The organism is Luteimonas yindakuii (genome assembly GCF_004803715.2).
Classification (GTDB): domain Bacteria; phylum Pseudomonadota; class Gammaproteobacteria; order Xanthomonadales; family Xanthomonadaceae; genus Luteimonas; species Luteimonas yindakuii.
In genome coordinates, this window is record NZ_CP039383.2 from 1,531,946 (window position 1) to 1,552,126 (window position 20,181).

Sequence of the window (20,181 nt, forward strand, 5' to 3'; positions counted from 1 at the left end):
GTCACGGCGCCGGTGGAGGACGATGCAGACGATGCGCGCGCGCGTGGGCGTCGTCCATCTCGTGGTTCACCGCCGCCACCGCGAGCGAAGCCTCCCGCGCCAGCACCACGCTGGCGGTCAGCATCGACAGCACCCCGAGCACGGCAAGCAGCGTCGGCAGCTGGGACAGCCGGTGCCCGAGCAGGGCATCACCGGCAATGCTGAGGCTGGTGCCGACGAAGCAGCTGATCGCGACGTAGAACAGCTGGCTTGCGCGCAGCAGCATCCGGCTGCGGGTGCGTTGCAGGGCGATGCGTTTCTCGATCACAACGCGTTCGGCCGGGTCGTCGTTGTCGGCGAGCTCGCGCATCAGCCCGCGGGCACGGTCGACCATCCGCGCCAGGCGCGAGTTGGCCGTGGTCAGCAGCGCCGCGGTGGCGGTCAGGAACAGCGCCGGCGCCAGCATCGACGTGAGGATGGCGTAGTGGCTGAGTGGCAGTGGTGGCATCGGCATGGGGAGCGGGAGCGGTGGGATATGATGCGCCGTCCTTCAATGACACGCGAAAAAGGATGGCGATGGAACAGGCGGGCGAGGGCAGGCTGATCTGGATCGACCTGGAAATGACGGGTCTGGATACCGACCGCGACGCGATCCTCGAGATCGCCACCATCGTCACCGACGCGCAGCTCAACGTGCTGGCGGAAGGGCCGGACTGCGCGATCGCGCAGCCGCTGACGGTGCTCGAAGGCATGGACGAGTGGAATCGCACCCAGCACGGACGCTCCGGGCTGTGGCGTCGGGTGCTGGAGGAAGGCGTGCCGCTGGCCGACGCCGAAGCGCGCACGCTGGAGTTCCTGCGCGAGTGGGTGCCCGAGCGTGCGTCGCCGATGTGCGGCAACTCGATCTGCCAGGACCGTCGCTTCCTGCACCGGCTGATGCCCTCGCTGGAGCGCTACTTCCACTACCGCAACCTCGACGTCAGCACGGTCAAGGAACTCGCGCGGCGGTGGGCGCCCTCGGTGCTGCACGGGGTGCGCAAGCAGGCGGCGCATACGGCGATGAGCGACGTCAGGGATTCGATCGCGGAGCTCCGCTACTACCGCGCGCACATGGGCATCTTCGCCGCGGACTGACCGCCGACGGGTGCGTGGTGCGCGCCTGCGCGCCGGTATCGGTTGCGGCGGAGTAGTCGTCCACAGCCTCTTGCGCGGGACGCAGTTGCGCAGGTGATCCCCGCCGATGGATCAGGGATGCGGTTGGCTCGCCCAGCCCAGCAACCGCGTGGCGATGGCATCGAGCGGCACGATCTCGGTCGCCGCGCCCAACTTCACCGCCGCACCGGGCATGCCCCAGACGACGCTGGTCGCCTCGTCCTGCACCAGGGTCGCCGCGCCGGCCTCGCGCATCTCGAGCAGGCCGCGTGCACCGTCGTCGCCCATGCCCGTGAGCAGCGCGCCTATCGCATTGGCACCGGCTGCCCGCGCCACCGAGCGGAACAGCACGTCCACCGCCGGCTTGTGGCGGTTGACCGGTTCGCCATCGTCGACACGCAGGCGCCAGCCACCGCCATGTCGCAGCACGGCGAGGTGGCGACCGCCCGGCGGCAGGTAGGCATGGCCACGCAGGACGGTCTCGCCATCGCGTGCCTCGCGCACGGTCATCGCCGAATGCCGGTCGAGGCGCTCGGCGAACGCGACGCTGAAGCTGGCCGGCAGGTGCTGGGCGAGTACCACCGCCGGCGTATCGGCAGGCAGCTGTTGCAGTACCACCCGCAACGCCTCGGTGCCGCCGGCGGAAGCACCCAGTGCGATCAGGCGCTGGTTGCCGTGCAGCGGCAGCGGGCGGACCGCGGGGGGTGGTGGTGGCGCCGGTACAGCCGTGGGCGGCACGCGGGCCGGCAGGCGCACCCGCGCGCGCGCGGCCTGCTTCACCTTGTCGACGATTTCCTCGGCATAGCGCTGCAGCCCGCGGGCGACGTCGAGGCGTGGCTTGGAGACCACGTCCACCGCGCCGAGCGCCAGTGCCTGCAGGGTGGTCTGCGCGCCGCGCTCGGTCAGCGACGACACCATCACCACCGGCATCGGCTGCAGCCGCATCAACTGCTCGAGGAATTCGAGCCCGCTCATGCGCGGCATCTCGATGTCGAGGGTGATGACATCGGGTTGCAGGCGCTGGATCTTGTCGCGCGCGATCAGCGGGTCGGCCGCGGTGCCGACGACCTCGATCCCCGCATCCGCGGCGAGGATCTCCGACAGCATCTGGCGCACCACCGCCGAGTCGTCGACGACCAGTACGCGCACCGGCCTGGTGGTCACTCGAACAGCTCCACGCCACCGCTGGTGGGCGTGCCGGACAGGCGCGCGCGCACGGCGGTTTCGGTCGCGGCCACTTCGGCCTCGTGCGCGTGCGGCAGCCGCTGCACCATCACCCGGCCGGTGTCGGGAAAGAACCACACCTTGCGCGGATGGATGCCGCGCAGGTCGGAGGCGATGACCGGAATGCGCTCGGCACCGAGGTAGGTGGCGACGAAGTCGGCATTGCGGGTGCCCACCGGGTTGCTGGTGAAACCGCGCAGCACGTTGGCGCCCCCGAACACCTTGGCTTCGAGCCGGCGCCGGTTGGCACCGCGCTTGAGCAGGTCGTTGATCAGGAGCTCCATTGCGTGGCTGCCGTAACGCGCGGGCGCACCGTCGTCGGCACTGCCGTCGGGCAGCATGAAATGGTTCATGCCGCCGATGCCCAGCAGCGGATCGCGCAGGCACGCGGCCACGCATGAGCCCAGCACGGTGACCAGCGCGGTGCCGTCGTCCACCACCAGGTACTGGGTGGGCAGCAGCTTGGCGGCCTGCACCTGGAAGCGGGCGTCGCGGTAGCGCAGCACGTCCTCGGCGGCGACGCTCATCGGTCGGCCTCCGCGCGGCGGTACAGCGTGCGCCCGCACGGGCGGATCAGGTCGGCCGCATGCAGGTAGTTCTCGGAATGGCCGGTGTAGAGTAGGCCTTCCGGCGCGAGATGGGTGACCAGGCGGGAGAGGATGGCGCGCTGGGTGGGCTTGTCGAAATAGATCATCACGTTGCGGCAGAACAGTGCCACCACGTCGCCGTCGATGTCGTAGCGCGGCTGCAACAGGTTGAGCGCCTCGAAGCGCACCAGCGCCTGCAGTTCCGGGCGCACCCGGCAACGGCCGGCCTGCGGCCCCTTGCCGCGCAGGAAGTAGCGGCGCAGCAGCGCGGGTTCCAGCGACGCGACCCGCTCGAGCGGATAGACGCCGGTGGCCGCGGTGTCGAGCACCTGGGTGTCGATATCGGTGGCGAGGATGCGCACCGGCGGGCTGAGCGTGCCGAACGCCTCGCACGCGGCGATCGCCATCGAATAGGGTTCCTCGCCGGTGGAGGCCGCGCACGACCACAGTCGCAGCGGCTGCCGCACGGCGGGTGCGGCCGCATGTGCGAGCAGCTCTTCGCGGAGACGTTCGAAGTGGTGCGGTTCGCGGAAGAAGGCGGTGAGGTTGGTGGTCAGGGCGTTGATGAAGCCCTGCAGTTCGCCGTCGCCACCGCCCTCGATGTGGTCGAGGTAGTCACGGAAGCTGTCGATCCCGAGCGCGCGCAGGCGCCGCGACAGCCGCCCGTAGACCATGTCGCGCTTGGCCGGGCCGAGCGAGATTCCGGCATGGCGATGGATGAGTTCGCAGACGCGGCGGAAATCGCGGTCATGGAACACGAACTCGCGCGCCTCGGGTGGCGCGGGCAGGAGTGAGCTGGCCGACATGGATCCGTCTCGGGTGACACAGCGTTATCGGCCGGAGGCACGCGGACTGAAGCGTCGGGCCCAGGCGCGCCACCACAGCGTCCACACGGCAGAACGCCGGCGCGGGGCCGGCGTCCTGCATGCGAGGCGTAGCGGTGGATCAGAACTCCTGCCAGTCCTCGCCGGCGGTGGCGAGTGCGGGCTCGACACGCTTGCGCGATGCGGCCGGGCGGCCGCGCTCCTGGGTCGCTGCCACCGGCCTTGCGGCGGTGCGCGCAGGGCTTGCGGTGTCCGCCGCGGCATCGGCGGCGTGCAGCTGGAACACCGAGACCACGTCGGCAAGCTGCCCGGCCTGTTCTTCCATGCTGCGCGCGGCGGCGGAGGCTTCTTCCACCAGCGCGGCGTTCTGCTGGGTGGTTTCGTCCATCTGGGTGATGGTCTGGTTGACCTGCTCGATGCCCGAGGCCTGTTCCTGCGAGGCCGCGGAGATCTCCGCCATGATGTCGGTCACGCGCTGCACCGAGGCGACCATTTCGACCATGGTCTTGCCGGCTTCCGAGGCCAGCGCGGAACCGTTGCCGACCTTGTCGACCGAATCCTCGATCAGGCCCTTGATCTCCTTGGCCGCGGTGGCCGAACGCTGCGCCAGCGAACGCACCTCGGCGGCGACGACGGCGAAGCCGCGGCCCTGCTCGCCGGCACGTGCGGCTTCCACCGCCGCGTTGAGGGCGAGGATGTTGGTCTGGAACGCGATGCCGTCGATGACCGAGATGATCTCGGCGATGCGCCGCGAGGACTGCTCGATCTCGCGCATCGTGCCGACCACCTGGCCGACCACGTCGCCGCCGCGCGTCGCGACGCCGGCCGCGCCGATCGCCAGCTGGTTGGCCTGGTGGGCGTGCTCGGCGTTCTGCTTGACGGTGGAGGTGAGCTCCTCCATCGAGGCCGCGGTTTCCTCGAGGTTGGCCGCCTGCTGCTCGGTGCGGCGCGAGAGGTCGTTGTTGCCGGAGACGATCTCGCTCGATGCGGTGTTGATGGCACGCGAGGCGCGCTGGATGCTGCCGACCAGGCTGGTCAGCTGCGCGGTGGTGCGGTTGGCGTCGTCGCGCATCTGCGCGAACACACCCTGGTAGTCGCCTTCCATGCGCGCGGTGAGGTCACCCTCGGCCAGCGCCTGCAACACGCTGGACACCCCTTCGAGGCTCTTGCCGTTGGCGTCGAGCAGTCCGTTGAGCTGGCTGGCGAGCTGCAGGTAGAAGCCCTGCTTGCCCTTCAGCTCGATGCGCTGCGACAGGTCGCCGGCGGCGGCAGCGTTGACGACGCTGGCGAGTTCGGCTTCCACCCGCACCTGCGGGGTGCGGTCGCGCCACTCGACCACGTAGCCGAGCAGGGTGCCTTCGGCATCGTCCACGCGTGCGACGGTCTGCACGAAGTGCGCATCGCCCATCGAGATCTCGCCCTGGTGGGTGCCCTGCAGGCGCTCCAGCATGCCGGCGATCAGTGCCGGTTCGCGATGGAAGCCGTCGATGTTGGTGCCGATGAGGTTGTTGAAATCGAAGTGCGGCAGGTCCTTGTGGATCTCCGACTCGTACTGGCCGAGCAGGGTGGTGACGGCCTGGTTGGTGTAGATGATGTTGCGCTGCGGGTCGGCGATCATGACGCTGGTACCGGAGCTGTCGAGGGCGGTACGGATGCGCAGGTTCTCGCCGGCGATGCGCTGGTCGCGCTCGATGCGCTCGCGCAGGTCGCCCTGCATGTGCTGCATGGCCTTGAGCAGGTCGCCGATCTCGTCCTCGCGGTCGGCTTCGATCTCGTTGTCGAGCTGGCCCGCCGCGACCGCGTTCGCCACGTCGACGGCACGGTGCAGGCTGCGCGTCAGCGCCTTGGCCACGAACCATGCGATCGCAAGGCCGCCACCGACGCCGGCCAGCAGCATCAGCAGCACCAGGGTGGTGACCGTGGTGTGGGTGGTGGCCGCGTCGGCCTGCGCATGCTCGGCGAGCACGTTCTCGTGGGCGATGACCGCATCCACGGCCGCACCGGCGGCGCCGTGCAGGCGGTGGGTGTCACCGAGGAAGGTGTCGAGCGCGTCCTCGGGAAGATCGAGATCGATCATCTCGTTGACGTCGGCGTAGGACTGGCGGGCTTCCGCCCAGGCAGCGGTCGCGGTGCCATGCAGCGTCCGCTGCTGCGACTCGCCGGCCGGCAGGGCGGCCTCGTAGCGCTGCAGCGTTTCCTCGATGCGCTGGTCGAGGTCGCGGGTCTGCTCGCGCGCCTGCGCCTTCACCGCGTCACTGGCGCGGATCAGCCCGCGGTAGGAGTTGTTGCGGTATTCGGCCAGCAGCAGCTTGACCTCGTTGGCGGTGGCGACCGACGTCATCGTGCCGTTGACGAGCTGGTTGGTCTCCCGCGCCAGCGAAGCCATGCCGGTGTAGGCCACGATGCCCTGTACCACCATCAGGACCAGCACGATGCCGAAGGCCAGCATCAGCTTGTAGGAGAGCTTGAGGTTCTTGAGGCGCTGCATCATGGCGAGTGTTTCCGTTGGCGCGGGTGACGGGCGCGTGGCACCGGACGGGTGCCACGCAACCTGCTTGCAGGTGGATCAGCGGATGTCGGCGAGCTTGATGTTCGACGGCGAGCTCACCGCGATCTCGGCGCGGCTGGCATCGCGCTGGATGTTGCCGACCACGCAGATGTCCTTGCCCTGCAGTTCTTCCGGCGACGGGCGGAAGTTGCCGCGGATGCTGCCGGGGATGCGTGCGGAGAACGTATGGCGCGGGAACGTACCGCCCATGTAGAGGAAGGTCGGCTCGCCCTCGGTGTTCTGGGCGTGGCGGGCGCGGTCGACGCGGCCGCAGACCATGCCGCTCTTGCCGACGTGGCGCACGGCCTGTTCGGCGGGGATCATGTCCTGGGCGGCAACGGGGCCGGTGGCAAGGGCGATGAGCGCGCCGACGGCAGCGGCGAGCAGGCTCTGGGTGTTCATGGAACGGCTCCTGGGGAGTGGTATCTGGGTGGGGGACCGGCGGCACGCAGCCGCCGTTGCCCCGCTATCGGCACGCGGAGGCCCGGCTTTAGCGCAGCCGTCAGGCCGCCGCCTCCTCGAGTGCGTCGGCGCCGATGTCGGCCCAGTCGATCAGCGACTGGATATCGAGCAGGATCACCATGTGTTCGTCGGTGGTGCCGATGGCGGAAATGAAGCGCGTGTCCACCGCTGCGCCGAGTTCCGGCGTCGCGCGGATCTGCTCGACGCCGAGCTGCACGACATCGGACACCGCGTCGACCACGATGCCGGCGGTGCGGTTGTCGAAATTCAGCACGATCATCACGGTGAAGGCGTCGTAGCGCGCCTCCTTGAGTCCCAGCTTCATGCGCAGGTCGAGCACCGGCACGATGGCGCCGCGCAGGTTGACCACCCCGCGGATGTAGTCCGGCGTGTCCGGGACGCGGGTGACCGAGTCGTAGCCGCGGATCTCCTGCACCTTGAGGATGTCGAGCGCGTAGTGCTCGTCGCCCAGGGTGAAACCGAGATACTCGCCGGGCCCGGGAAGGGTGTCCGAAGTGCTCACATACCGCTCCTGCAGTTGCATGGCCGCCAGATCGCCGGCCTGTGCCTGCGTGATCGGCCGCGCCGCGAGGAACTTGAGGCCCGGTGCTAGACGGCGCGCCGTTCGCGGGCGCTGCGCTGGCGCTCGACGCGGAAGATGTAGTTCTGGATCGCGCGTTCGGCGGGAGGCGCCAGCTGCTCGAAGCGGCAGCCGATGCGCAGGCGCTGGCTGCCGTTGCGGGTGTGCTCGATGTAGCTGTGCGCCACCGACAGTTCCACCACGATCGGCGGGGCATCCGGCAGCAGCAGCGTGCAGCCGCCCAGCCTGCTGGAGCCGGGCAGGGCGAAACCCTCCGCCGCCGCCAGCGCGACGCCGCCGGCACTGAGGTCGAGCACGCGCAGTTCGGCGCCCTCGTCCTCGCCATCGTCGGCGGGCAGGCGGCACAGCACCGGCTGCATCGGCGGGATCTGCAGGCGATAGGTCTCGCGGCGCTGCAGTTCGATCACCGATGCCGGCAGCGGCGCGATGAACGCGGTGTAGCCCTCGTTGTCGACCCGCTGCAGGCGCTGCACGCGGAAGCGGATCTGCACCCGGTCCAGCTGCGAGGTGCAGACCAGATGATGCGCCTGCAGCAGGCGCTGGTTGATCGGTTCCTGCGGGTGCCCGTCGAGCAGCACGGTGTCGTTGTCGACCGCCAGCACCGCGGTGGGACAGCTGATGCTGCCGGGGACGATCTGCGCGGTTACCAGCGCACGCGCCGAGACCAGCGCGCCCAGCAGGCGCCGCACGTCGGCCGGTTCGCGCTTCTCGTAGCGCAACTGCTCGGTGCCGTCGACAGCCACGTCGACCTGGTCCGGATGGTGTTCGAAGGAAGGGTCCATGCGGGCGTCCGGCCGCGCCGCTCAGGCAGCCTGCGGCACGCGACGGCTGCGTGCGAGGCCGCCCACGTCGACGATCAGCGCCACCCGGCCATCGCCGAGGATGGTCGCGCCGGAGATGCCTTCCACGCGCCGGTAGTTGCGTTCGAGGCTCTTCACGACCACCTGTTGCTGGCCGAGCAGCGCATCCACCTCGACCGCGAGCCGGCGCCCGTCGCCCTCGACCACCACCGCCACCAGCGCGTCGGTGCCGGCACGGCCGTAACCGTAGGTGTCGCCGAGCGACAGCAGTGGCAGGTATTCGTCGCGCACCTTGAGCATGCGGCCCTGGCCCTTGACGGTGCGCACGTCGCCCGGCCCGGGCTGCAGCGCCTCGCGGACGTGGGTCAGCGGCAGGACCAGCGTCTCGTTGCCCACCGATACGGTCATGCCATCGAGGATGGCGAGTGTCAGCGGCAGGCGGATGGTCACCCGCGTGCCGCGGCCGAGATGGCTCTCCAGCTGCACGCTGCCGCCGAGCTGGCGGATGTTGCTGCGCACGACGTCCATGCCCACGCCGCGCCCCGACAGGTCGGTGACCGCATCGGCGGTGGAAAAGCCGGCCTGGAAGATCAGGTCCCACACCTGCGCGTCGGTGGGTTGCTCCGGCACCACCAGTCCGCGTTCACGCGCCTTGGCAAGGATGCGGTTGCGGTCGAGGCCGCGGCCGTCGTCGCCGACCTCGATGACGATATGGCCATCCTGGTGCGACGCCGCCAGCGAGATCGTGCCGGTGGGCTCCTTGCCGGCGCCGCTGCGCGTGGCCGGGTCCTCGAGGCCGTGGTCGATGGCATTGCGCACCAGGTGCACCAGCGGATCGGCGATCTTCTCGATCAGGCCCTTGTCGAGTTCGGTGGCCTCGCCGCTGGTCTGCAGGCGGACCAGCTTGCCGAGACGGCCGGACAGGTCGCGCACCAGGCGCGGGAAGCGGCGGAACACCGCATCCACCGGCAGCATGCGCACGCCGATCACCGCGTCCTGCAGGTCGCGGGTGTTGCGCTCCAGCTGCTCCAGCGCCGCCTGCATCCGTTCGGCCAGCGCGCCGTCGAGGCCCGCGCCCAGCTGCTGCAGCATCGACTGGGTGATGACCAGCTCGCCGACCAGGTTGATCAGGCCGTCGATCTTGTCCACGCCGACGCGGATCGAACTCTCGGCATCCTGCGCACCGGAACCCTTTGCCGCAGCACCGGCGGTGTCGACCTCGACCACCGGTTGCCGGATCGGTTCGATCTCGAGGCGGCACTCGTCGGCCACCCACGCGAACACGTCGTCGATGGCGGCGCGCTTCACCGGTGCGCCGAGTTCCAGCGTCCAGCCGATATGCGCCTGCAGCGGGTCGAGCGCGTCGAAGGCGGGCAGGGCGGCAAGGCTGGCCTCGACCCTGAGCGGGCCCAGCTCCTCGAGCTCGCGCAGAATCCGGAGCGGATCGTTGCCGCTCATGAACAGCGACGGTTCCGGCTGGAAGCCGATCCGCCAGCCGATCACGCTGCCACCGGCATCCGCCGCGGCGGTCGCCTCGGCGGCAACCGGGACCGGCGTACCGCCGAGCACCGCGGCAAGGCGCTGGTGCACGGCCTGCACCTGGGCAGGATCTGCAGGGCGCTGGTGTTCGGCCTCGTCCAGCAACGCGCGCAGCACGTCCACCGAGCCCAGCATCGCATCGAGCGCGCCGGCTTCCACCGCGCGCTCGCCGGCACGGATCTGGTCGAGCAGCGTCTCCAGCACGTGGGTCAGCTCGGCAGTGGCGGTGAAGCCGAACGTCGCCGCGCCGCCCTTGATCGAGTGCGCGGCGCGGAATACCGAGTTGATCAGTTCGGCACCGCGTTCGCCGGCGTCGAGTGCAAGCAGGCCGGCCTCCATCGCGTCCAGCCCTTCACGGCTTTCTTCGAAGTAGGTGGCGTGGAACCGCTGCAGGTCGATGCTCAAGGTCGCGCTCCGGGTGTGGCGTGGATCAGCTGACCACGCGGCGCACGGTCGCCACGAGCTGGTCCGGGTCGAACGGCTTGACCAGCCAGCCTGTGGCACCGGCGGCGCGTCCGTCGGCCTTCTTGTCGGCGGCGGATTCGGTGGTCAGCATCAGCAGCGGGGTGAACTTGTAGTCCGGCAGCTGGCGCAGTTCACGGATCAGCGAGATGCCGTCCATGTTCGGCATGTTGACGTCGGTGATCACGGCGTTGAAGCGCGCGCCGCGGGCGCGGCCCAGCGCCACCTGGCCGTCTTCGGCTTCCTCGACCGCATAGCCGGCCGAGGTGAGGGCGAACGAGACCATCTGGCGCATCGACGCGGAATCGTCGACGACGAGGATACGGGCGCTCATGGGGTTCTCTCCATGGGGGAAGTGGGGTGTGCCGGGGCGTCCGTGATTGCAAGCGCGGAGTCCAGGCCGAGGGTACGCACGGCGGCGCGCAACGGTTCGCCGATCTCGGCCCAGCGCGTTTCGCGCGCATGCAGGGTGCGCGCCTGCCACCAGGCCGCCAGTACCTGCAGGCTCGCGGTGTGCACGCGCTGCACGCCGGCGCCGTCGACGGCCAGCGGCGCGTCCACGGCCACGTGCGTGGCGAGCATGTCCTTGAGCCCGGCACTGCTCTCGATGCCGAGGTCGGATTGCAAGGTCACCGTGTCCAAAAATCAGCCCCCGGGTTGCGGACGGTTCGCAGCGGTAACGGCCGCATCGCTGCGATCTTTAGCCCGGGGTGTCGGCCGCTTCAATGCGGCCGCAGCGGCATCTCGATCAGCCGGCTGGCATCGAGCAGCAACATGACGTCGCGGCCGATGCGGGCGATGCCGTGGATGCGCCGGTCGCCGACCGGGGCCAGCCGCGACACATGGGTGTCTTCGACCTGCGCATCGTTGATGACGACCACGTCCTCGACCGAGCACACGCGCAGGCCGAGCACTTCGCCGCGTTCCTCGAGCACGATGATCCGCGTGCTGCCGGTATCGGCCGCCGCGCTTTCGCCGAGCTGCACGCCAAGGTCGATCACCGGCACCACTTGGCCGCGCAGGTTCATCACCCCGGCGACGCTGGGCACCGCGCCCCGCAGCGAGAGCAGCGGCATCGGCCGCACGACCTCGCGGATCTTCAGCAGTTCCAGCGCATAGGCCTGGGCGCCGCAGCGCAGCCGCAGCCAGCGTGCCGTGCGTTCGCCACGACGACGACGGCGCTCGCCGTGGGCGGGTACGTTCGCAGCCGCCTCGGCTTCGACCTGCGCGGCCGCCGCGGGTGCGACCGCGCGGCGCGCCTGTGCCACCGCGGATGGCGGCGCCGCGGGCACCAGCGGTGCGACCGCAGGCGCCAGGGCGGGGCCTTCGCCCGTCACCGCGGCCGGTACCGGCGCACCGCTGCCGAGCAGCAGGTCCACGTAGTCGTCCACCTCGCGCATTGCATTCATGCCGCGCGCTCCAGTTGCTGCTCGCTGGCCAGCAGCCAGTCCAGTGCGCGTGCGTAGGCGGTCATCGCGCGCCCGCCCGGCTCGCCACTGAAGACCTGCTGGGCGAGTGCGTCGGCATTGGCGAGCTGGGTATCGACGGGAATCGCCTGGTCCCAGGCCAGCTCGCGGTACTCCTGCTGCAGCTGCGCCAGGGTGTCGCGGCCGGCGCGGGTACGGCGGTCGAACAGGGTCGGCAGCACCGACACCGGCAGCGGGCGCTGCCGCGAGCGCTCGACCATCGCACCGGTGCGCACCATGCCCGCCAGCCCGTGCAGTGCCAGCGGTTCGCACTGGGTCGGCACGATCAGCCGGTCGGCGGCAGCCAGCGCATTGACCATCAGCAGGCCCAGGGTGGGCGGGCAGTCGAGGAGCACCACGTCGTGCCCGCCGGTGTGGCGGGTGATCGCCTGCGACAGCGCCAGGCCGAGTCCGGGCTGGTTGGCGCTGCGGCGCTCCAGGGTGGCCAGCGCGGTCTGCGCGCAGACGAAATCCAGGCCTTCGACCGGGGCAGGGCGCATCACCCCGGCGAGCGTGGCCGGCGGCGCACCGAACAGGTCGACCACGCCGGCGGGCTGCGGATCGCTGGGCACGCCGAAGGCGCGCGTCAGCGAAGCGTGCGGGTCGAGGTCGACCAGCAGCACGCTCAGGCCGCGCACCACCAGGCTGCGACCGAGTGCGAGCGTGGTCGTGGTCTTGCCGACGCCTCCTTTCTGGTTGGCGATCGCCCACACGCGCATCAGCTGTCTCCTCGCATCGTCGTGGCTGCACGTGGCCGTGCGCTGGCCACTGCGGCTTCGTTCGGAACGGTTGCCGGGGGATGGTCCACCGCACGTGCCCCTGCGGCATCGGGTGCGGCCAGCACCATCAGCACCACGCGGCGGTTGGCATTGCGGCCGGCGTCGGTGGCGTTGTCGGCCTTGGGGCGATGTTGGCCGTAGCCCACCATGACCAGGCGTTCGGGGGCCAGCTGCTCGCGCACGAACAGATGCACGACGCTGGCCGCACGCGCGGCCGACAGTTCCCAGTTCGACGGAAACTGCATCGTGCGGATCGGCCGGTCGTCGGTGTAGCCCTCGACGCGGATCGGATTGGGCGAGTCCCGCAGCAGCCCGGCCAGCTTCGTCATCAGCCCCTGTGCGGACGGATCCAGCGACGCCGATCCGGTCGGGAACAGGATGTCGCTGTTGATCTCGACTTCCAGCCACAGATCCGTGCGGTGGATGGTGATCATCCGCGCACGCACCAGTTCCGACAGTGCATCCTCGAGCTGCATGGCGATGCGTGCCAGCTGCTTGCGCGACGTCTCCAGCGCAGCGGCGTCCAGCCCTTCGCCGGTGCGGTCACTGCGCATCTTGGATTCGAGCATCGGCTGCAGCGGCGAATCGAGCACCGGCGACACCGCCTGCGGGCCGCGGCGGGCTCCGCTGGGAATCGGCGTGGGGCGGCCGAAGTCGGATTCGCGGCGGTCGCTCTCGCCGATCTGCACCGGGTCGATGGTGCGCGGCGTGCCGTTGAAGGCGTTCGCCAGCGATGCCGACATCACCCGGTACTTGCCTTCGTTGAGCGACGAGATCGCGTACATCACCACGAAGAAGGCCAGCAGCAGCGTCATCAGGTCGGCATAGGGGATCGCCCAGGCCTCGTGATTGGCATGCTCTTCATGGTGTTTGCGACGTGCCATGGCCTAGTGCAGGAACCCGGCCAGGCGCGCTTCGATGTTGCGCGGGTTCTCGCCCTGGGCGATCGCGATCAGCCCTTCGATCACCAGCTCGCGCTCGCCGCTGCGGCGGCCGATCACGCTCTTGAGCTTGGCGGCGCAGGGCAGGAACAGCAGGTTGGCCGAGGCGATGCCGTAGATGGTGGCGGTGAACGCGGCGGCGATGCCCTGGCCGAGCTTGCTCGGATCGGCGAGGTTCTGCATCACCGCCATCAGGCCGAGCACGGCGCCGACGATGCCCAGAGTCGGCGCATAGATGCCCATGCTCTCGTAGATCTTGGCGGCGGCGAGGTCGTGGTGTTCTTCGCCCTGCAGCTCGATGTCGAGCATGTGGCGGATGGCTTCGGGCTCCAGGCCGTCGACCAGCATCTGCAGGCCCTTGCGCAGGAACGGGTCGGTCTGCGATTCGACGTGGCTTTCCAGGCCCAGCAGGCCCTGGCGGCGGGCGACGTTGCTCCACTCCAGCAGCTGGGCGATCAGCGCGGCGCGGTCGGCCACCGGCGGCTTCAGCACCCAGCGCGAGATCTTCATCGCGCGGCTGAAGACCGGGCGCGGTGCGTGCAGCAGGATCGCGGCCACGGTGCCGACGATGACGATGACGAAGGCCGCGGGAGACCACAGCCCCGCCAGCCCCGCGCCCTTGAGGACGCTGCCGCCCAGCAGGGCGACCACGGCGAGCACGAGTCCGATGACGCTGAAGATATCCATGGTGGCGATATCGGCGAAGGGGCGCGCGACTTGAGTCGGGCGCGGTGACTGGTGATTCGTGATGGGTGGTTCGGAAGAGCTGAATCACCGGAACGGACGTCGCCCGCCCTTGCCACTCACGAATCACCAATTACCAATCACGAATCACGGACCTTTCAACGCATCCACGTCGAGGATCAGCGCCAGGCGACCGTCACCGATCAGGGTGGCGCCGGCGTAGCCGGGCAGGCCGCGCAGTGCGCGTGGCAGCGGCTTGATCACCACTTCCTCGCGGCCGCGGACCTCGTCCACGACCAGGCCGAAGCGGGTATCGCCGCGTTGCAGGACCACGATGGTCAGCAACGCCGTCTCCGGCGCCGGCTGCCGCAGCCAGTGGCGAAGATCGAGCAGTGGCAGCGTGTGCGAGCGACGGTCGAGTGCGGCACGGCCATCGAACCAGTTCACCGCATGGGTCGGGGCATGCAGCACTTCCTGCACGCGCGCCAGCGGCAAGGCATAGGCGTCGCCAGCGGCCTGCACCAGCAGGGTCGGCAGGATCGCCAGCGTCAGCGGTACCCGCAGCGAGAAGCGGCTGCCACGGCCGAGTTCCGAATGGATCTGGATCTGCCCGCTCAGCTCGCGGATGCGCGACTGCACCACGTCCATGCCCACGCCGCGGCCGGAGATGTCGCTGACCTCGCCGCGGGTGGAGAAGCCGGGCATGAATACCAGGTGCAGGCATTCCTCCGGACTCAGGCGCGCCGCGGATTCGGCATCGATCAGGCCCTTTTCCCGCGCCTTGCTGCGCAGGCGTTCCGGGTCGATGCCGGCACCGTCGTCCTGCACCTCGATGCCGACGTAATCGCCCTGCTGCTGGGCGATCAGCCGCACCCGGCCGGCGCGCGACTTGCCGGTGGCCTCGCGCAGGGCAGGGGCTTCGATGCCGTGGTCGATGGCATTGCGCACCAGGTGCACCAGCGGGTCGGCCAGCGCCTCGACGAGGTTGCGGTCGAGCTCGGTGTCGGCGCCGACCAGTTCGAGGTCCACTTCCTTGTCGAGCGCGCGGGCGACATCGCGGGCGAGCTTGGGAAAACGCGAGAACACCTTGCCGACCGGTTGCATGCGCGTATGCATGACCGCGCCCTGCAGGCGTGCGGTGGCGTTGTCGAGCGTGCTGACGGCGCGGTCGAGTTCCTCGTCGCGCAGCCGCGCACGCAGGGTCTTGAGGCGGTTGCGCGCCAGCACCAGTTCGCCGACGAGGTCGACGATCGCATCGAGGCGTCGCGTGTCCACGCGCACGGTGTGTTCGCGCTCGGCATTGGCCGATGCATTAGCCGGTTGCGGCGCGGCGGGCCTGGGCGGCACGGCGACGGGCGCCGGCGGCGGTCGCAGGGGTGCCGGCGTGGCCACGGCGGCAGGCACAGCCGCACCGGGAGGCGCCGAGCCATGCAGCTGGTCGAGCAGCGCCTCGAACTCGTCGTCGCTGATCGGTTCGCCACTGGCAACTGCACTGCCCGCGCCCGGTGCCGCATTGCCGTGCAACTGGTCGAGCAGCGCTTCGAATTCGTCGTCGCCGATCATCTCGCCGTTGGCGGCGGGGGCGAGCCCCGACGCCGTGGCGACCGGACCCAGCGAGAAACCATTGACCACCGCGGCCGGGGCGCGCGGGACGTCGCCGCCGTTCTCGATCGCGTCGACCATCGCCTGCAGCCAGTCCAGTGACTGTTGCGCCGCATCGAAATGGCGCGGCTCCAGCGTGGCGTGGCCACTGCGCGCGGCGCCCAGGGTCTCCTCGGCGGCGTGGCAGAGTTCCACCAGCGGGGTGACGCCGAGGAAGCCGGCGCCACCCTTCAGGGTATGGAACGCGCGGAACACCGCGTTCAACTGTTCGCGGTCGCCCGGCGTCTGCTCCAGCGCGACCAGCTGCCCGCCGAGGTCGTCGAGCAGCTCGCGTGCTTCGAGCACGAAGTCGGCGGCGATTTCCGGCGAGGCGTTCACCGCGTCAGAGGCCCAGGTTCGACAGCAGGTCGTCGGCGTCGCTCTGGCCGACGGTGCCGGCATCCAGCCCGCGCACGGCCGGGCCATGGCCGCGTTCGTCGCAGGCCGGCTCGTCCTTCGGCGGCAGGCCGAGCTCGCCGAAGCCCTCGTGCACGCCACGCACGATCGAGGCGACGCGGCGGATGATCTGCCCGCCCAGGTCCTGGTGGCTCTGCGCCAGCGCCATCTCGCGCAGGTTGTCGCGCAGCGCTTCCACGGTACCGGCCTGGGTCTCGTCCAGCGGGCCGTCCTTGAGGCGCGCGACCAGCGCGCGGCTGTCGTCGATCAGGTCGAGCGTGCGGTGCGTGGCCTCTTCGGTCATCGCCACCACATGGTCGAGGCGCGCGCAGGCATCGTCGAGGTTGCCGCCGGACGGCGCCGGGGGCAGGGCATCGAGCGCCTGTTCGAGTTCGCGCGCGAGGCGGCCGAGGCCGTTGACCAGCGTATGCGTGCGCGATGCGGCGATCGCATCCACGTGCTGGCGCCAGGCGTCCTCGTCGCCGCGTTCGAGCGCGTCGAGTGCGTCCTGCAGCAGGCGTGCAACCGGGATGTCGTCGACCACCGGCGTGTTCAAGCACCGCCCCCGAGGCGTTCGAAGACCTTGTTGAGCTTCTCCTCGAGGGTCTGCGCGGTGAACGGCTTGATGATGTAGCCGTTCACCCCGTTCTGTGCCGCCTCGATGATCTGCTCGCGTTTGGCTTCCGCGGTCACCATCAGCACCGGCAGGGCGCGCAGCGCGGCGTCGGCGCGGATCGCGCGCAGCAGTTCGATGCCGGTCATGCCGGGCATGTTCCAGTCGGTGATCACCAGCTCGACCGCGTCCTGGCGCAACACCGCCAGCGCGCTGTGGCCGTCCTCGGCCTCGACGGTGTTGTTGAAGCCGAGGTCGGTCAGCAGGTTCTTGATGATCCGGCGCATCGTCGAGAAATCGTCGACGATCAGGACGCGCATGTTCTTGTTCAAAAGTGGGGCTCCAGTAAAACCGTAGGCATCAGTCGTCGTCGCCGATGCCGGTGTCCGCGAGTTCGAACGCGGTCAGGCGCCCGCGCAGCCGCACCACCGCCTGGCCATGGATCTGGCACACGCGTGATTCGCTGACGCCGAGCACCGCGCCGATCTCCTTGAGGTTGAGTTCCTGCTGGTAGTACAGCGACAGCACCAGCTGCTCGCGTTCCGGCAGCAGGCCGATCGCGGCGGCGAGTTCGCGGCCGAACTCGCCGCGCACCAGCGCGTCCTGCGGGGTCGGGCCGCCGCGCCGCGCGGGCTCGACCTCGCCATGGTCCTCGACATGCGAATCCAGGCTCAGCACCTGGCCGCGCGCGGCGTCCTCCAGCAGGCGCATGTAGTCGGCCAGCGGCAGCCCGAGTTTGTCGGCGACTTCCTGTGCGGCCGCGGCGCGGCCACTGGCCTGCTCGATCGCGCGGATCGCTGCAGCGGCTTCGCGTGCGCGGCGGTGCACGGAACGCGGCACCCAGTCGCCGCGGCGGATCTCGTCGATCATCGAACCGCGGATGCGGATCGAGGCATAGGTCTCGAACGACGCGCCCTGTTCGGCGTCATAGCTGCGCGAGGCCTCGAGCAGGCCGATCATGCCGGCCTGGACGAGGTCGTCGATCTCCACGCTGGCCGGCAGCCGCGCCGCCAGGTGATGGGCGATACGGCGCACCAGTTCGGCGTGCTGGACGATGGGATCGGGCGCGTTGCTGCGCTGGATGTCCTGGTAGTGGCGGGCGGCCATGCTCATGCCGGCACTCCCTGGCGCAGCATCCGCTCGACGAAGAACTCGACATGGCCGCGCGGCGCGGTCGGCGCCTGCCAGCGGGCGGTGCGGCGGGCGATCTCGGTCAGCGCACGCGCCGACGGGCTCGCCGGATAGGCGCGCACCACGGCCTGCTGGCGCTGCACCGACATCCGCAGCCACTCGCACTGCGGCACCGCGCCGAGATAGTTCAGCGACACGTCACCGATGAAGCGCTCGCACACGCGCGACAGTTTCTCGTACAGGCCGCGGCCTTCCTGCGGGCTGCGCACCATGTTGGCGACCACCTGTACCTGGCCGACGCCACGCTCGCGCGCGAGCACCTTGATCAGCGCATAGGCGTCGGTGATCGAGGCCGGCTCGTCGCAGACCACGACCAGCGTGTCCTGCGCGGCCTGGCAGAAGGTGAGCACCGAATCGGTGATCCCGGCAGCGGTATCGACCACCAGCATGTCGAGGTCGCGCTGCAGATCGTTGAAGACGTTGACCAGGCCTGCGTGTTCGGCGGGACGGAGTTCGGCCATGTGCCGGCGGCCGGAGGCGGCGGGGACGATCATCACCCCCGACGGGCCTTCCAGGATCACCTCGTCGAGGCTGCAGCGCCCGGCGACGAGGTCGGCCAGCGTGTGGCGCGGCGAGAGCCCCAGCAGCACGTCGACATTGGCCAGGCCGAGGTCGGCATCCAGCAGCAGCGTGCGCTTGCCGAGCTCCGATAGCGCGATCGCCAGGTTCGCCGACACGTTGGTCTTGCCCACGCCGCCCTTGCCACCGGTGACGGCGAGGGTGCGCACGGGCTGGAGTGCGGGCGGGACGGCGACGGACATCGGCGGCAGGGTCTCAGGCGACAGCATGGGTGTGCTCCGGGGCGGAATGCTCGGATGCCATGGGCTTATCGGCATCGCGGCGGAGATCTTCAAGGCGAAGCACCAGATGGGCGGCATTGGCCCGGCTCAGGTCTTCCGGGATGCGCTGGCCGTCGGTGGTCCAGGTCAGCGGCAGCTGGTGGTCGACCACCACCGACAGCGCGCTGCCGAGGCGGCTGGTCTCGTCGAGCTTGGTCAGCACCACGCCCTGCGGGCGCGCGTGCTCGAAGCGGCGCACCACTTCGTCGAGGTCGGCGAAGTGGGTGTTGGCCGGCAACACCAGCAACGTGCGGACCTGGCGCGCGGCGCGCAGCCAGTTGAGCTGGCCGGCCAGTGCGCGGTCGCGCTGGCTCAGGCCCGCGGTGTCCACCAGCACCAGCCGGTAGTCCTGCAGTTTCTGCAGCAGCTGCAGCAGGCTGGCCTCGCTGTCGGCCTCGTGCACGGCGATGCCGAGCTGGCGGCCGTAGCTGTGCAGCTGTTCGCGGCCACCGATGCGCGCGGTGTCGGTGGTCACCAGCGCGACGTCGCGCGGCTGGTACTGGGCGGCGTACAGCGCGGCCAGCTTGGCGATCGTGGTGGTCTTGCCGGCGCCGGTGGGACCGACCAGGGCGATCACCCCGGCCTCGTGCAGCGGATCGACCGGGCAGATCGGCAGCTTGCGCGAGATCAGGCCCAGCATCAGCCCGCGGGCGCGGTGTTCAGGGGTGTCGGCGGGGATCTGCAGCACCACGTCGCGGGTGATGCCGGCATCGAAGCCGTAGTCCTCCAGCAGGTCCATCATCTGTGCGCGCACCGGCGAGCCGCGCAGGCGTTCGTCGGTGAGGCGGGCCATCTCGCGCTCGATCATGGTGCGCATCTGCGCCAGTTCGTCGCGCATGCGCGCCAGTTCGCCGTCGCTGGCGGGCGCCGGCGGCGTCGGGACTGCGGCGAGCACCGGCGCCGGCGGCTCGGGTGCAGGGGCTGGGCGGTCGTCGACCGGGGCCACCGGCGGACGCGTGCGCGCCAGCAGTTCGGCGAAGGCGGGGCCGTCGAATTCGTCGCCTGCGTCGCGGGCCCTGGCGGCTGACGTGGGTTCGGCGACCGCAGCTGCGGCCCGGCGCGGCGTGGCACGCGGTGTGGCCGGTGCCGCCATGGCGGCGACCGCTGGCGCTGGCGCCACCGGCGCGGGGGTGGAGGTGCCCGTGACCGGCGCGGTCGTCGTGGCGGGCGCGAGTTCACGCAACCAGCGTTCTGCCGGCGCGAGCGGCCGTTCCGGCGCGACCACCGCAGGTGCCGGTGCTTCGGCCGGCGGGCGCGGCTGCGCCTCGAGGGCGCGCTGCAGGCAGGCTTCGTCGTAGTTGCTGGCCGCCACGATCTCCACGCCCTCGTCGGTGCGGCGGTTGGAGAGGATCACGGCATCGGGACCATGGGCGTCGCGCACCATCTGCAGTGCGGTGCGCATGTCGGCGGCGACGAAGCGGCGGATGTTCATGACTGTTGCCCGTGGTTCGAA

22 protein-coding genes are annotated in these 20,181 nt (G+C 70.2%); 1 reads left to right on the forward strand and 21 read right to left on the reverse strand.

What is annotated here, in order from left to right; genetic code table 11:
* Position 1 precedes the first annotated feature (1 nt).
* Positions 2-493 (reverse strand): DUF2721 domain-containing protein, encoded by a 492-nt coding sequence (locus tag E5843_RS06995; RefSeq protein ID WP_243733015.1) that lies wholly within the window; start codon positions 491-493, stop codon positions 2-4.
* 56 nt (positions 494-549) lie between these two features.
* On the opposite strand from E5843_RS06995, the gene orn reads away from it, so the two are divergent.
* Positions 550-1,113, forward strand: coding sequence for an oligoribonuclease (gene orn, locus E5843_RS07000; protein WP_134673323.1), 564 nt, complete (start codon positions 550-552; stop codon positions 1,111-1,113).
* Between the two features lie 111 nt (positions 1,114-1,224).
* On the opposite strand, the gene E5843_RS07005 is transcribed toward orn, so the two are convergent.
* The 20 genes from E5843_RS07005 to flhF form a co-directional block, all read right to left on the reverse strand.
* Complete coding sequence (locus E5843_RS07005; protein ID WP_141066139.1) at positions 1,225-2,238, reverse strand: protein-glutamate methylesterase/protein-glutamine glutaminase; 1,014 nt, start codon at positions 2,236-2,238, stop codon at positions 1,225-1,227.
* A 53-nt stretch (positions 2,239-2,291) separates the two neighbouring features.
* Positions 2,292-2,882, reverse strand: coding sequence for a chemoreceptor glutamine deamidase CheD (cheD, locus tag E5843_RS07010; RefSeq protein ID WP_134673324.1), 591 nt, complete (start codon positions 2,880-2,882; stop codon positions 2,292-2,294).
* Positions 2,879-3,748, reverse strand: a complete 870-nt coding sequence (locus tag E5843_RS07015) for a CheR family methyltransferase (RefSeq protein WP_136412249.1) — start codon at positions 3,746-3,748, stop codon at positions 2,879-2,881. The genes cheD and E5843_RS07015 overlap by 4 nt, the downstream gene beginning before the upstream one ends.
* 139 nt (positions 3,749-3,887) lie before the next feature.
* On the reverse strand, positions 3,888-6,254 hold the full coding sequence (locus E5843_RS14515) for a methyl-accepting chemotaxis protein (protein WP_136413062.1): 2,367 nt from the start codon (positions 6,252-6,254) through the stop codon (positions 3,888-3,890).
* Between the two features lie 78 nt (positions 6,255-6,332).
* Positions 6,333-6,716: a hypothetical protein gene (locus tag E5843_RS07025; protein ID WP_134673326.1), complete on the reverse strand. Its 384-nt coding sequence runs from the start codon at positions 6,714-6,716 to the stop codon at positions 6,333-6,335.
* A gap of 100 nt (positions 6,717-6,816) precedes the next feature.
* Positions 6,817-7,299 (reverse strand): chemotaxis protein CheW, encoded by a 483-nt coding sequence (locus E5843_RS07030; protein ID WP_244240739.1) that lies wholly within the window; start codon positions 7,297-7,299, stop codon positions 6,817-6,819.
* 86 nt (positions 7,300-7,385) lie between these two features.
* A complete protein-coding gene (locus tag E5843_RS07035) occupies positions 7,386-8,159 on the reverse strand; it encodes a flagellar brake protein (RefSeq protein WP_141065840.1) in 774 nt (257 codons plus the stop codon).
* Positions 8,160-8,180: 21 nt separating this feature from the next.
* Positions 8,181-10,121 carry a chemotaxis protein CheA gene (locus E5843_RS07040; protein ID WP_141065841.1) on the reverse strand — a complete coding sequence of 647 codons (1,941 nt, stop codon included), beginning with the start codon at positions 10,119-10,121 and terminating at the stop codon, positions 8,181-8,183.
* Between the two features lie 25 nt (positions 10,122-10,146).
* Positions 10,147-10,512, reverse strand: coding sequence for a response regulator (locus tag E5843_RS07045; RefSeq protein WP_134673330.1), 366 nt, complete (start codon positions 10,510-10,512; stop codon positions 10,147-10,149).
* Positions 10,509-10,811, reverse strand: coding sequence for an STAS domain-containing protein (locus tag E5843_RS07050; RefSeq protein WP_243733017.1), 303 nt, complete (start codon positions 10,809-10,811; stop codon positions 10,509-10,511). The genes E5843_RS07045 and E5843_RS07050 overlap by 4 nt, the downstream gene beginning before the upstream one ends.
* A gap of 89 nt (positions 10,812-10,900) precedes the next feature.
* Complete coding sequence (locus E5843_RS07055) at positions 10,901-11,587, reverse strand: chemotaxis protein CheW (RefSeq protein WP_136412251.1); 687 nt, start codon at positions 11,585-11,587, stop codon at positions 10,901-10,903.
* Positions 11,584-12,363 carry a ParA family protein gene (locus E5843_RS07060; RefSeq protein WP_136412252.1) on the reverse strand — a complete coding sequence of 260 codons (780 nt, stop codon included), beginning with the start codon at positions 12,361-12,363 and terminating at the stop codon, positions 11,584-11,586. Before E5843_RS07060 ends, E5843_RS07055 begins: the two co-directional genes overlap by 4 nt.
* A complete protein-coding gene (gene motD / locus E5843_RS07065) occupies positions 12,363-13,307 on the reverse strand; it encodes a flagellar motor protein MotD (RefSeq protein ID WP_136412253.1) in 945 nt (314 codons plus the stop codon). The genes E5843_RS07060 and motD overlap by 1 nt, the downstream gene beginning before the upstream one ends.
* 3 nt (positions 13,308-13,310) lie before the next feature.
* Positions 13,311-14,051 carry a flagellar motor protein gene (locus E5843_RS07070; protein WP_134673335.1) on the reverse strand — a complete coding sequence of 247 codons (741 nt, stop codon included), beginning with the start codon at positions 14,049-14,051 and terminating at the stop codon, positions 13,311-13,313.
* 144 nt (positions 14,052-14,195) lie between these two features.
* Entirely contained in the window at positions 14,196-16,028 is a 1,833-nt protein-coding gene (locus E5843_RS07075) for a chemotaxis protein CheA (RefSeq protein WP_244240740.1), read from the reverse strand.
* 4 nt (positions 16,029-16,032) lie between these two features.
* Positions 16,033-16,641: a protein phosphatase CheZ gene (locus tag E5843_RS07080; RefSeq protein WP_134673336.1), complete on the reverse strand. Its 609-nt coding sequence runs from the start codon at positions 16,639-16,641 to the stop codon at positions 16,033-16,035.
* Entirely contained in the window at positions 16,638-17,030 is a 393-nt protein-coding gene (gene cheY, locus E5843_RS07085) for a chemotaxis response regulator CheY (RefSeq protein WP_166432714.1), read from the reverse strand. Before cheY ends, E5843_RS07080 begins: the two co-directional genes overlap by 4 nt.
* 28 nt (positions 17,031-17,058) lie before the next feature.
* Entirely contained in the window at positions 17,059-17,811 is a 753-nt protein-coding gene (locus tag E5843_RS07090; protein ID WP_134673337.1) for an RNA polymerase sigma factor FliA, read from the reverse strand.
* Positions 17,808-18,677, reverse strand: coding sequence for a P-loop NTPase (locus E5843_RS07095; RefSeq protein ID WP_134673338.1), 870 nt, complete (start codon positions 18,675-18,677; stop codon positions 17,808-17,810). Before E5843_RS07095 ends, E5843_RS07090 begins: the two co-directional genes overlap by 4 nt.
* The gene (gene flhF, locus E5843_RS07100; RefSeq protein ID WP_136412256.1) at positions 18,664-20,160 is read right to left on the reverse strand and encodes a flagellar biosynthesis GTPase FlhF; all 1,497 of its coding nucleotides are present in this window, start codon (positions 20,158-20,160) and stop codon (positions 18,664-18,666) included. Before flhF ends, E5843_RS07095 begins: the two co-directional genes overlap by 14 nt.
* Between the last annotated feature and the right edge of the window lie 21 nt (positions 20,161-20,181).